This window comes from Enterobacter chuandaensis (assembly GCF_039718975.1).
Lineage (GTDB): Bacteria > Pseudomonadota > Gammaproteobacteria > Enterobacterales > Enterobacteriaceae > Enterobacter > Enterobacter chuandaensis.
In genome coordinates this window covers 3,268,482-3,280,908 of record NZ_CP097173.1, presented here as the reverse complement: position 1 = coordinate 3,280,908, position 12,427 = coordinate 3,268,482, and the positions used below count along the sequence as shown (strand labels likewise).

The window sequence follows — 12,427 nt, the reverse complement described above, 5'->3', positions numbered from 1 at the left end:
TATTTATCAATGCTATAAATGCTTTTGCTTAAATGTTGTTCGCTTTCCGTTCTAAGTTCATCCATAACCCATCAATGTTAAAAAAACAGCAAATATGTTGCCGTTTTTTTGGTTGAATTAACAAAAGCGTGTCTCAGATCAAGAAAATACTCCTATTTGGGGGGAGGAATCGTTGGCAAATCCTGTCAAAATAGGAGGGTTATTTTTTTTACTTCCAAAACGGACACGATTCAACAACATGCATTTGACGGAAAGTCATGTACCCACCAGGGTTAAAGGGCACCAAATGTTAATGAGAATCGCTCGATGTAATTTAATGTGAAGAAACCTTTGTTAAAGTTGACAATAGGTTATAGAAAGGAGTAAAAAACCCCATCATTTTGCTGTCTACGTCTCATTTCTGACAGTTAGTGTAAGGTTATTTGTTCCTCCCCATGAATCGATGTGATGCCTATCTGCCAGCAAGAGCAGTGTCATCGGTATCACTTTTGATGAGTAAGCAATGAGTATGTCAACATCCACAGAAGTCATCGCTCATCACTGGGCATTCGCAATCTTTCTTATTGTAGCCATTGGCCTGTGCTGCCTGATGTTAGTCGGCGGCTGGTTCCTGGGCGGTCGCGCCCGTGCAAGGCACAAAAACACACCTTTCGAATCAGGTATTGATTCAGTAGGTTCCGCTCGCTTACGCCTGTCTGCCAAGTTCTATCTGGTAGCGATGTTCTTCGTCATCTTCGACGTGGAAGCGCTTTACCTGTTCGCATGGTCGACCTCCATCCGCGAAAGTGGTTGGGTGGGCTTTGTCGAGGCCGCAATTTTCATTTTAGTGTTACTGGCCGGTCTGGTTTATCTGGTGCGTATTGGCGCGCTTGACTGGACGCCTGCGCGTTCACGTCGTGAACACATCAACCCGGAAAACAGTATCTCTAATCGTCAGCAGTAACAGCGAGGCAATAAGATGGATTATACGCTCACCCGCATAGATCCTAACGGTGAGAATGACCGTTACCCCCTGCAAAAACAGGAGATCGTAACCGACCCCCTGGAGCAAGAAGTCAATAAAAGCGTGTACATGGGCAAACTCGAACATGCCATGCACGATATGGTCAACTGGGGTCGTAAGAACTCCATCTGGCCATACAACTTTGGCCTTTCTTGCTGCTACGTTGAAATGGTGACGTCATTCACTGCGGTGCATGACGTTGCGCGTTTTGGGGCCGAGGTACTGCGTGCTTCCCCACGTCAGGCTGACCTGATGGTGGTGGCCGGTACCTGCTTTACCAAGATGGCACCTGTTATTCAGCGCCTGTATGACCAGATGCTGGAGCCAAAATGGGTTATTTCCATGGGCGCATGTGCAAACTCTGGCGGTATGTACGACATTTATTCCGTTGTGCAGGGCGTTGATAAGTTCATTCCGGTGGATGTTTACATCCCGGGCTGCCCGCCGCGTCCAGAGGCCTATATGCAGGCGCTGATGCTGCTGCAGGAATCTATCGGTAAAGAACGCCGCCCACTCTCATGGGTTGTTGGCGATCAGGGTGTTTATCGCGCGAACATGCAGTCTGAGCGCGAGCGTAAACGTGGTGAACGTATTGCCGTCACCAACCTGCGTACGCCTGACGAAATTTAATTTGCGCCTGTAGGCCTGGAGAACACCTTCGCATATCACTACTCAAATAGCGCGAAGCCAGGCTCAACAGTCACCACGGACCATTTGCAATGGTGAACAATATGACCGACTTAACCGCGCAAGAAGCCGCATGGCAGACCCGGGATCATCTCGATGACCCGGTCATTGGCGAACTGCGCAACCGTTTTGGGCCGGATGCCTTTACCGTTCAGGCGACCCGCACCGGGGTACCCGTTGTTTGGGTGAAGCGTGAGCAATTGCTGGAAGTTGTCGATTTCCTCAAGAAATTGCCAAAACCTTACGTCATGCTGTTTGACTTACACGGCATGGACGAACGTCTGAGAACGCACCGCCAGGGTCTCCCTGCTGCGGATTTTTCCGTTTTCTACCATCTGATCTCAATAGACCGCAACACGGATATCATGCTCAAGGTGGCATTGTCTGAAAACGACATGCATCTGCCGACGATCACCAAACTTTTCCCGAACGCCAACTGGTATGAGCGTGAAACCTGGGAAATGTTCGGCATGACCTTCGACGGCCACCCGCACCTGACGCGCATCATGATGCCGCAGACCTGGACCGGCCACCCGCTGCGTAAAGACTATCCGGCACGTGCGACCGAATTCGATCCGTTTGAGCTGACCAAAGCCAAGCAGGATCTGGAAATGGAAGCGCTGACCTTCAAGCCGGAAGACTGGGGCATGAAGCGCGGCACCGAAAACGAGGACTTCATGTTCCTCAACCTCGGTCCAAACCACCCGTCTGCGCACGGTGCATTCCGTATTATTCTTCAGCTTGATGGCGAAGAGATTGTCGACTGCGTCCCTGACATTGGCTACCACCACCGTGGTGCTGAGAAGATGGGCGAGCGTCAGTCCTGGCACAGCTACATTCCGTATACTGACCGTATCGAGTACCTCGGCGGCTGCGTAAACGAAATGCCATACGTGCTGGCCGTTGAGAAACTGGCAGGCATCACCGTACCGGATCGCGTTAACGTGATTCGCGTTATGCTGTCAGAACTGTTCCGCATCAACAGCCACCTGCTGTACATCTCCACGTTCATTCAGGACGTCGGCGCGATGACCCCGGTCTTCTTCGCCTTTACCGACCGTCAGAAAATCTACGATCTGGTGGAAGCGATTACCGGTTTCCGTATGCACCCGGCCTGGTTCCGTATCGGCGGCGTGGCGCACGATCTGCCGCGCGGCTGGGACCGTCTGCTGCGTGAATTCCTCGACTGGATGCCAAAACGTCTGGCCTCCTACGAGAAAGCCGCGCTGCGCAACACCATCCTGAAAGGCCGTTCCCAGGGCGTTGCTGCCTACGGCGCGAAAGAAGCGCTGGAGTGGGGAACCACAGGTGCTGGTCTGCGTGCAACCGGTATTGATTTCGACGTGCGTAAAGCCCGTCCTTACTCTGGCTACGAGAACTTCGACTTTGAAGTCCCGGTGGGCGGCGGCGTTTCCGACTGCTACACCCGCGTGATGCTGAAAGTGGAAGAGCTGCGCCAGAGTCTGCGCATCCTTGAGCAGTGCCTCAACAACATGCCGGAAGGCCCGTTCAAGGCGGATCACCCGCTGACGACGCCGCCACCGAAAGAGCGCACGCTGCAACATATCGAAACCCTGATCACCCACTTCCTGCAGGTTTCCTGGGGTCCGGTCATGCCGGCGCAAGAATCCTTCCAGATGATTGAAGCGACCAAGGGTATTAACAGTTACTACCTGACCAGCGACGGCAGCACCATGAGCTACCGTACCCGCGTGCGTACGCCGAGCTTTGCGCACCTGCAGCAGATCCCGTCCGCCATCCGCGGCAGTCTGGTCTCCGACCTGATTGTGTATCTGGGTAGTATCGATTTTGTTATGTCAGATGTGGACCGCTAATTATGCACGAGAATCAACAACCACAAACCGAGGCTTTTGAGCTGAGTGAAGCAGAGCGTGCCGCCATTGAGCACGAGATGCACCACTACGAAGACCCGCGTGCGGCGTCCATTGAAGCGCTGAAAATCGTACAGAAACAGCGTGGTTGGGTGCCGGATGGGGCGATCTATGCGATCGCAAAAGTGCTGGGTATTCCGGCAAGTGACGTAGAAGGCGTAGCCACGTTCTACAGCCAGATCTTCCGTCAGCCGGTTGGCCGCCATGTGATCCGCTACTGTGACAGCGTTGTCTGCCACATTACCGGCTATCAGGGCATTCAGGCTGCGATTGAGAAGAAGCTCAATATCAAGCCGGGCCAGACCACGTTCGATGGACGCTTTACTCTGCTGCCAACCTGCTGCCTGGGTAACTGCGACAAGGGGCCGACCATGATGATTGATGAGGACACTCACAGCCATCTGACGCCGGAAGCGATTCCTGACCTGCTGGAGCAGTACAAATGAAAACTGTAATTCGTACTGCTGAGACGCATCCGCTGACCTGGCGTCTGCGCGATGACAAACAGCCGGTATGGCTCGACGAATACCAGAGCAAAAACGGCTATGCCGGTGCGCGTAAAGCCCTTGGCGGCATGGCGCCGGACGACATCGTTAACGCGGTAAAAGATTCGGGCCTGAAAGGGCGCGGCGGCGCGGGCTTCTCCACCGGCCTGAAGTGGAGCCTGATGCCGAAAGACGAATCCATGAACATCCGTTACCTGCTGTGTAACGCCGATGAAATGGAGCCGGGCACCTATAAAGACCGCCTGCTGATGGAGCAGCTGCCGCACCTGCTGGTGGAAGGTATGCTGATCTCCGCGTTTGCGCTGAAAGCGTACCGTGGCTACATCTTCCTGCGCGGTGAGTACATCGAAGCGGCGGAAAACCTCCGTCGCGCGATTGCCGAAGCGACCGAAGCGGGCCTGCTGGGTAAAAACATCCTGGGTACCGGCTTTGACTTCGAACTGTTCGTTCACACCGGTGCCGGGCGTTATATCTGCGGTGAAGAAACCGCGCTGATTAACTCCCTGGAAGGTCGCCGTGCGAACCCGCGTTCCAAGCCACCGTTCCCGGCAAGCTCCGGCGTATGGGGTAAACCGACCTGCGTAAACAACGTCGAAACCCTGTGCAACGTTCCGGCTATCCTCGCCAACGGCGTGGAGTGGTATCAGGGCATCTCCTCAAGTAAAGATGCCGGTACCAAGCTGATGGGCTTCTCCGGCCGCGTTAAAAATCCTGGCGTCTGGGAACTGCCGTTCGGTACCACCGCACGCGAAATTCTTGAAGACTACGCCGGCGGCATGCGCGATGGCCTGAAATTTAAAGCCTGGCAGCCGGGTGGGGCAGGGACAGACTTCCTGACCGAAGCCCACCTTGATCTGCCAATGGAATTCGAAAGCATTGGTAAAGCAGGCAGCCGTCTGGGTACGGCGCTGGCGATGGCCGTCGACCACGAGATCGGCATGGTGTCGCTGGTGCGTAACCTGGAAGAGTTCTTCGCCCGCGAGTCCTGCGGCTGGTGTACGCCGTGCCGTGATGGTCTGCCGTGGAGCGTGAAGATCCTGCGTGCTATCGAACGTGGCGAAGGCCAGCCTGGGGATATCGAGACGCTTGAGCAACTGTGTCGATTCTTAGGCCCGGGTAAAACCTTCTGTGCCCACGCACCGGGTGCCGTCGAACCTCTGCAGAGCGCGATCAAATATTTCCGCGACGAGTTCGAAGCAGGCATCAAGCAGCCGTTCAGCAATACCCATTCAATCAATGGTATTCAGCCGAACCTGCTTAAAGCGCGCTGGTAACGACAAGAATTTTGATTAACGCTCGGTCTCGACCGAGCCAACTGGAAGCATGCTAATGGCTACGATTCATGTAGACGGCAAAGAATACGAAGTCAACGGGGCGGACAACCTGCTGGAAGCTTGTCTGTCTCTTGGCCTCGATATTCCGTACTTTTGCTGGCATCCGGCGCTGGGCAGCGTCGGTGCTTGCCGCCAGTGTGCGGTGAAGCAATATCAAAACGCGGAAGACACGCGTGGTCGCCTGGTGATGTCCTGTATGACGCCAGCCACCGAAGGCACCTTTATTTCGATTGATGACGAAGAAGCCAAACAGTTCCGTGAAAGCGTGGTGGAATGGTTGATGACCAACCACCCGCACGACTGTCCGGTTTGTGAAGAGGGCGGTAACTGCCACCTTCAGGATATGACCGTAATGACCGGTCACAGCTTCCGTCGCTATCGCTTTACCAAGCGTACCCACCGTAACCAGGACCTGGGGCCGTTCATCTCTCACGAAATGAACCGTTGCATCGCCTGCTACCGCTGCGTGCGTTACTACAAAGACTATGCAGACGGTCAGGATTTGGGCGTATATGGCGCACACGATAACGTCTACTTCGGTCGTCCGGAAGACGGAACTCTGGAGAGCGAATTCTCCGGTAACCTGGTAGAAATCTGCCCGACCGGCGTATTCACGGATAAAACGCACTCCGAGCGCTACAACCGTAAATGGGATATGCAGTTTGCACCAAGCATCTGCCAGCAGTGCTCCCTCGGCTGTAATACCAGCCCGGGTGAACGCTACGGCGAACTGCGTCGTATCGAAAACCGCTACAACGGTACCGTTAACCACTACTTCCTCTGCGACCGCGGTCGTTTCGGCTATGGCTATGTGAACCTGAAAGACCGTCCGCGTCAGCCGGTTCAGCGCCGTGGCGACGATTTCATTACCCTGAACGCCGAGCAGGCGATGCAGGGCGCGGCAGATATTCTGCGCCAGTCGAAGAAAGTGATCGGTATCGGCTCCCCGCGCGCCAGCATCGAAAGCAACTTCGCGCTGCGCGAGCTGGTGGGTGCGGAAAACTTCTATACCGGTATCGCCCAGGGCGAGCAGGAACGTCTGCAGCTGGTACTGAAAGTGCTGCGTGAAGGTGGTGTTCATACCCCTGCGCTGCGCGAAATTGAATCTTATGATGCGGTTCTGGTGCTGGGTGAAGACCTGACGCAAACCGGCGCACGCGCGGCTCTGGCGGTTCGTCAGGCGGTGAAGGGTAAAGCACGTGAAATGGCAGCGGCGCAGAAAGTGGCCGACTGGCAGATTGCGGCGATCCTCAACATCGGCCAGCGCGCGAAGCATCCTCTGTTTGTGACCAACGTTGACAATACCCGTCTGGACGATATCGCTGCGTGGACCTACTGCGCGCCGGTTGAAGATCAGGCGCGTCTTGGCTTTGCGATTGCCCACGCGCTGGACAGCAACTCGCCAGCCGTCGAACTGGATCGCGACCTGCAAAACAAGGTCGACGTGATTGTTCAGGCCCTGGCGGGTGCGAAGAAACCGCTGATTATTTCCGGTACCAACGCCGGCAGCGCGGAGATCATTCAGGCGGCAGCCAACGTTGCCAAAGCCCTGAAAGGCCGCGGTGCTGATGTGGGTGTGACCATGATTGCCCGTGCGGTGAACAGCATTGGTCTGGGCATGATCGGCGGCGGCTCGCTGGAAGAAGCGTTAAGTGAACTGGAATCCGGTTCCGCTGACGCCGTTGTGGTGCTGGAAAACGATCTGCATCGCCACGCGTCTGCCGCTCGCGTTGACGCCGCGCTCTCCAAAGCGCCGCTGGTGATGGTGATTGACCATCAGCGCACCGCGATCATGGACAAAGCGCACCTGGTGCTCTCTGCGGCAAGCTTCGCAGAAAGCGACGGTACGGTTATCAACAACGAAGGCCGCGCACAGCGTTTCTTCCAGGTTTATGACCCGGCGTACTACGACAGCAACACCGTGATGCTGGAAAGCTGGCGCTGGCTGCACTCCCTGCACAGCACCGTACAGAGCCGTGAAGTGGACTGGACGCAGCTCGACCACGTTATCGACGCGGTAGTCGAAAAACTGCCTCAGCTGGCAGGCATTAAAGATGCCGCACCTGAAGCAAGCTTCCGCATTCGCGGCCAGAAACTGGCGCGTGAACCGCACCGCTACAGCGGCCGTACCGCAATGCGCGCCAATATCAGCGTGCACGAACCGCGCCAGCCGCAGGATAAAGACACCATGTTCGCCTTCTCCATGGAAGGGAACAACCAGCCGTCTGCGCCGCGTTCGCAAATCCCATTCGCATGGGCGCCAGGCTGGAACTCCCCGCAGGCATGGAACAAGTTCCAGGCTGAAGTGGGTGGCTCCCTGCGCCACGGCGATCCGGGCGTGCGTCTGATTGAAGCCTCCGAAACCGGTCTGGACTTCTTCACCACCGTACCGGCGAGCTTCCAGGCGCAGGATGGCAACTGGCGTATCGCGCCGTACTACCATCTGTTCGGTAGCGACGAGCTGTCCCAGCGTTCACCGGTCTTCCAGACCCGTATGCCGCAGCCGTACATCAAGCTCAACCCGGCGGATGCCGCGAAGCTTGGCGTTAACGCGGGCGCAAACATTGCCTTTAGCTATGACGGTCAGACAATCAGCCTGCCGCTGATTATCTCTGAAAGTCTGACAGCAGGGCAGGTGGGTCTGCCGATGGGTATGCCTGGCATCGCGCCGGTTCTGGCGGGTGCGCGTCTTGATAATCTGCAGGAGGCAAAAGCATGAGTTGGTTAACGCCGGATCTTATCGACATCCTGCTGAGCATTCTGAAAGCGATTGTTATCCTGCTGGTGGTGGTCACCTGCGGCGCGTTCATGAGCTTTGGTGAACGTCGTCTGCTCGGTCTGTTCCAGAACCGTTACGGACCGAACCGCGTGGGCTGGGGTGGTTCACTCCAGCTGGTCGCGGACATGATCAAGATGTTCTTTAAAGAGGACTGGATCCCGCGCTTCTCTGACCGCGTGATCTTTACTCTGGCACCGATGATCGCCTTCACCTCGCTGCTGCTGGCGTTTGCTATCGTTCCGGTCAGCCCGACCTGGGTGGTTGCTGACCTGAACATCGGCATTCTGTTCTTCCTGATGATGGCAGGCCTCGCGGTTTACGCGGTGCTGTTCGCAGGCTGGTCCAGTAACAACAAATACTCCCTGCTGGGTGCGATGCGTGCTTCCGCGCAGACGCTGAGCTACGAAGTGTTCCTGGGTCTCTCCCTGATGGGCGTGGTGGCGCAGGCCGGTTCATTCAACATGACCGACATCGTCAACAACCAGGCCGACATCTGGAACGTTATCCCGCAGTTCTTTGGGTTTATTACCTTTGCTATCGCGGGCGTGGCCGTGTGTCACCGTCACCCGTTTGACCAGCCAGAAGCCGAACAGGAACTGGCCGACGGTTACCACATTGAATATTCCGGTATGAAATTCGGTCTGTTCTTCGTGGGCGAGTACATCGGTATCGTCACCATTTCCGCGTTGATGGTAACGCTGTTCTTTGGTGGCTGGCATGGCCCGTTCTTACCGCCGTTCATCTGGTTCGCGCTGAAAACCGCGTTCTTCATGATGATGTTCATTTTGATTCGCGCAGCGTTACCGCGTCCGCGTTATGACCAGGTAATGTCCTTCGGCTGGAAAGTGTGCCTGCCGCTGACGCTCGTCAACTTGTTGGTAACGGCAGCTGTCATTCTCTGGCAGCAGCCATAAGGGGCTATAGACCATGACCTTAAAAGAATTACTGGTAGGCTTCGGTACCCAGGTACGCAGTATCTGGATGATCGGCCTGCACGCGTTTGCCAAACGCGAAACCCGGATGTACCCGGAAGAGCCGGTATATCTGCCGCCGCGCTACCGTGGCCGTATCGTGCTGACGCGCGACCCGGACGGCTCCGAGCGCTGCGTTGCCTGTAACCTGTGTGCGGTAGCGTGTCCGGTAGGCTGTATCTCTCTGCAGAAAGCAGAAACGGTAGACGGCCGCTGGTACCCTGAGTTCTTCCGCATCAACTTCTCACGCTGCATCTTCTGCGGTCTGTGTGAAGAAGCGTGCCCAACCACGGCGATTCAGCTGACTCCAGACTTCGAGCTGGGTGAGTACAAGCGTCAGGACCTGGTGTACGAGAAAGAGGATCTGCTGATTTCCGGTCCGGGCAAATACCCGGAATATAACTTCTACCGGATGGCGGGTATGGCAATCGACGGCAAAGATAAGGGCGAAGCAGAGAACGAAGCCAAGCCTATCGACGTCAAGAGCCTGTTACCGTAAGGAGAGGGCAATGGAATTCGCTTTTTATATCTGTGGCCTTATCGCCATCCTGGCTACGCTGCGAGTGATCACGCACACCAATCCGGTGCATGCGCTGCTGTACTTAATCATCTCGCTGCTGGCCATTTCCGGGGTGTTCTTCGCACTGGGCGCGCACTTTGCCGGTGCGCTGGAAATCATCGTCTACGCCGGGGCCATCATGGTGCTGTTCGTGTTCGTGGTGATGATGCTGAACCTGGGCGGCTCTGAAATTGAGCAGGAACGTCAGTGGTTAAAACCGCAGGTGTGGATTGGCCCGGCAATTTTGTCGGCCATCATGCTGGTGGTGATCGTTTACGCCATTCTGGGCGTGAACGATCAGGGCATCGACGGCACGCCAATCGGCGCTAAAGAGGTGGGTATCACACTCTTTGGCCCATACGTTCTGGCGGTGGAACTGGCCTCTATGCTGCTGCTGGCAGGCCTGGTTGTGGCTTTCCACGTTGGCCGCGAAGAGCGTGCTGGCGAGGTGCTGAGCAACCGCACTGACGACCGCGCGAAAAGAAAAACGGAGGAGCGCGCATGATCCCCTTAACACATGGACTGATCCTCGCTGCGATTTTATTCGTTCTGGGTCTGACCGGTCTGGTTATCCGCCGCAATCTGCTGTTTATGCTGATCGGTCTGGAAATCATGATTAACGCCTCCGCGCTGGCCTTCGTGGTCGCCGGAAGCTACTGGGGCCAGACCGATGGTCAGGTGATGTACATTCTCGCCATCAGCCTCGCGGCTGCCGAAGCGAGTATTGGCCTGGCGCTGTTGCTGCAGCTCCATCGTCGCCGCCAGAATCTGAACATCGATTCAGTAAGTGAGTTGCGTGGATGAACATGCTTGCCTTAACCATTATTTTTCCGCTGATTGGCTTCGTGCTGCTGGCGTTTTCTCGCGGCCGCTGGTCTGAGAATCTGTCTGCGACCGTTGGCATGGGCTCTGTCGGTCTGGCTGCGCTGGTCACAGCGTATGCGGGTATCGACTTCTTTAACAACGGGCGTCAGCCTTTCAGCGTACCGCTGTGGACCTGGATGTCGGTCGGTGACTTCAACATCGGCTTCAACCTGGTGCTGGACGGCCTCTCGCTGACCATGCTTTCCGTGGTCACCGGCGTCGGCTTCCTGATCCACATGTTCGCCTCCTGGTATATGCGCGGTGAAGAGGGTTACTCCCGCTTCTTCGCCTACACCAACCTGTTTATCGCCAGCATGGTCGTTCTGGTGCTGGCCGATAACCTGCTGCTGATGTATCTGGGCTGGGAAGGCGTTGGTCTGTGTTCTTACCTGCTGATCGGTTTCTACTACACCGATCCGAAGAATGGCGCAGCGGCCATGAAAGCGTTCGTCGTGACCCGCGTGGGTGACGTCTTCCTCGCGTTCGCGCTGTTCATTCTATACAACGAACTGGGCACGCTTAACTTCCGCGAAATGGTGGAACTGGCGCCAGCGCACTTCGCAGCAGGCAACAACATGCTGTGGTGGGCAACGCTGATGCTGCTGGGTGGTGCCGTGGGTAAATCCGCGCAGCTGCCGCTGCAGACATGGCTGGCCGACGCGATGGCGGGTCCAACCCCTGTCTCCGCGCTGATCCACGCCGCGACCATGGTCACCGCCGGTGTCTACCTGATTGCGCGTACTCATGGCCTGTTCCTGATGACCCCGGAAATTCTGCATCTGGTGGGTATCGTCGGTGCGGTCACGCTGGTGCTGGCAGGCTTTGCCGCGCTGGTGCAGACCGACATCAAACGCGTTCTCGCGTACTCCACCATGAGCCAGATTGGCTACATGTTCCTGGCGCTGGGCGTTCAGGCATGGGACGCAGCCATTTTCCACTTGATGACGCACGCGTTCTTTAAAGCGCTGCTGTTCCTCTCATCCGGTTCCGTCATTCTGGCCTGCCATCACGAGCAGAACATCTTCAAGATGGGCGGACTGCGTAAGTCCATCCCGCTGGTGTATGTCTGCTTCCTGGTGGGCGGCGCGGCGCTGGCGGCACTGCCGCTGATCACCGCGGGCTTCTTCAGTAAGGACGAAATCCTTGCGGGTGCCATGGCGAATGGTCATATCAATCTGATGGTTGCGGGTCTGGTCGGTGCGTTCATGACCTCCCTGTATACCTTCCGTATGATTTTCATCGTATTCCACGGTAAAGAACAAATTCACGCTCACGCAGGGAAGGGGATTACCCACCACCTGCCGCTGATTGTGCTGCTGGTACTCTCCACCTTCGTTGGCGCGATGATTGTGCCACCGCTGCAGGGCGTACTGCCAGACACCACCGAGCTTGAGCACGGTCGCGTTCTGACGCTTGAAATCACCTCCGGTGTGGTCGCTATCGCGGGCATCCTGATCGCAGCATGGCTGTGGCTGGGCAAACGTACGCTGGTGACTGCCGTTGCCAACAGTGCGCCGGGCCGTCTGCTGGGCACCTGGTGGTACAACGCGTGGGGCTTCGACTGGCTGTACGACATGATCTTCGTTAAGCCGTTCCTGGGCATCGCGTGGCTGCTGAAGCGCGACCCGCTGAACAGCCTGATGAACATCCCGGCGATCCTCTCCCGCTTTGCAGGTAAAGGCCTGCTGTACAGCGAGAACGGTTACCTGCGCTGGTATGTGGCGTCCATGAGCATCGGTGCGGTTGTCGTGCTGGCGCTGCTGATGGTGTTGCGTTGATCGTTAAGTGAATTTTATTCGAATTCGTTGAAAATCAGGCCCCTGCTGGGGGCC

11 protein-coding genes are annotated in these 12,427 nt (G+C 56.4%); all 11 read left to right on the top strand.

The window, feature by feature from the left end; genetic code table 11:
* The first annotated feature begins 502 nt into the window (after positions 1-502).
* Positions 503-943, top strand: coding sequence for an NADH-quinone oxidoreductase subunit NuoA (gene nuoA, locus MX657_RS15850; RefSeq protein WP_014171000.1), 441 nt, complete (start codon positions 503-505; stop codon positions 941-943).
* A 15-nt stretch (positions 944-958) separates the two neighbouring features.
* Positions 959-1,633, top strand: a complete 675-nt coding sequence (gene nuoB / locus MX657_RS15845) for an NADH-quinone oxidoreductase subunit NuoB (RefSeq protein WP_003861482.1) — start codon at positions 959-961, stop codon at positions 1,631-1,633.
* 89 nt (positions 1,634-1,722) lie between these two features.
* Entirely contained in the window at positions 1,723-3,525 is a 1,803-nt protein-coding gene (gene nuoC / locus MX657_RS15840; RefSeq protein ID WP_028013933.1) for an NADH-quinone oxidoreductase subunit C/D, read from the top strand.
* Between the two features lie 2 nt (positions 3,526-3,527).
* A complete protein-coding gene (gene nuoE / locus MX657_RS15835; protein ID WP_008500208.1) occupies positions 3,528-4,028 on the top strand; it encodes an NADH-quinone oxidoreductase subunit NuoE in 501 nt (166 codons plus the stop codon).
* Positions 4,025-5,362, top strand: coding sequence for an NADH-quinone oxidoreductase subunit NuoF (gene nuoF / locus MX657_RS15830; RefSeq protein ID WP_006811381.1), 1,338 nt, complete (start codon positions 4,025-4,027; stop codon positions 5,360-5,362). The genes nuoE and nuoF overlap by 4 nt, the downstream gene beginning before the upstream one ends.
* A gap of 55 nt (positions 5,363-5,417) precedes the next feature.
* Positions 5,418-8,141 (top strand): NADH-quinone oxidoreductase subunit NuoG, encoded by a 2,724-nt coding sequence (gene nuoG, locus MX657_RS15825; RefSeq protein ID WP_080328556.1) that lies wholly within the window; start codon positions 5,418-5,420, stop codon positions 8,139-8,141.
* On the top strand, positions 8,138-9,115 hold the full coding sequence (gene nuoH / locus MX657_RS15820) for an NADH-quinone oxidoreductase subunit NuoH (protein WP_008500211.1): 978 nt from the start codon (positions 8,138-8,140) through the stop codon (positions 9,113-9,115). The genes nuoG and nuoH overlap by 4 nt, the downstream gene beginning before the upstream one ends.
* Before the next feature lie 13 nt (positions 9,116-9,128).
* On the top strand, positions 9,129-9,671 hold the full coding sequence (gene nuoI / locus MX657_RS15815; RefSeq protein ID WP_003861491.1) for an NADH-quinone oxidoreductase subunit NuoI: 543 nt from the start codon (positions 9,129-9,131) through the stop codon (positions 9,669-9,671).
* Between the two features lie 10 nt (positions 9,672-9,681).
* A complete protein-coding gene (gene nuoJ / locus MX657_RS15810) occupies positions 9,682-10,236 on the top strand; it encodes an NADH-quinone oxidoreductase subunit J (protein WP_008500212.1) in 555 nt (184 codons plus the stop codon).
* Positions 10,233-10,535, top strand: a complete 303-nt coding sequence (gene nuoK / locus MX657_RS15805; protein ID WP_003861496.1) for an NADH-quinone oxidoreductase subunit NuoK — start codon at positions 10,233-10,235, stop codon at positions 10,533-10,535. Before nuoJ ends, nuoK begins: the two co-directional genes overlap by 4 nt.
* Positions 10,532-12,373 (top strand): NADH-quinone oxidoreductase subunit L, encoded by a 1,842-nt coding sequence (gene nuoL / locus MX657_RS15800; RefSeq protein WP_023325763.1) that lies wholly within the window; start codon positions 10,532-10,534, stop codon positions 12,371-12,373. Before nuoK ends, nuoL begins: the two co-directional genes overlap by 4 nt.
* The last annotated feature ends 54 nt before the right edge of the window (positions 12,374-12,427 follow it).

Coding starts and splice junctions, on each gene's coding strand:
- nuoJ (WP_008500212.1), top strand. CDS start 9,682: ATGGAATTCGCTTTTTATATCTGTGGCCTTATCGCCATCCTGGCTACG.
- nuoE (WP_008500208.1), top strand. CDS start 3,528: ATGCACGAGAATCAACAACCACAAACCGAGGCTTTTGAGCTGAGTGAA.
- nuoB (WP_003861482.1), top strand. CDS start 959: ATGGATTATACGCTCACCCGCATAGATCCTAACGGTGAGAATGACCGT.
- nuoC (WP_028013933.1), top strand. CDS start 1,723: ATGGTGAACAATATGACCGACTTAACCGCGCAAGAAGCCGCATGGCAG.
- nuoI (WP_003861491.1), top strand. CDS start 9,129: ATGACCTTAAAAGAATTACTGGTAGGCTTCGGTACCCAGGTACGCAGT.
- nuoK (WP_003861496.1), top strand. CDS start 10,233: ATGATCCCCTTAACACATGGACTGATCCTCGCTGCGATTTTATTCGTT.
- nuoL (WP_023325763.1), top strand. CDS start 10,532: ATGAACATGCTTGCCTTAACCATTATTTTTCCGCTGATTGGCTTCGTG.
- nuoA (WP_014171000.1), top strand. CDS start 503: ATGAGTATGTCAACATCCACAGAAGTCATCGCTCATCACTGGGCATTC.
- nuoH (WP_008500211.1), top strand. CDS start 8,138: ATGAGTTGGTTAACGCCGGATCTTATCGACATCCTGCTGAGCATTCTG.
- nuoG (WP_080328556.1), top strand. CDS start 5,418: ATGGCTACGATTCATGTAGACGGCAAAGAATACGAAGTCAACGGGGCG.
- nuoF (WP_006811381.1), top strand. CDS start 4,025: ATGAAAACTGTAATTCGTACTGCTGAGACGCATCCGCTGACCTGGCGT.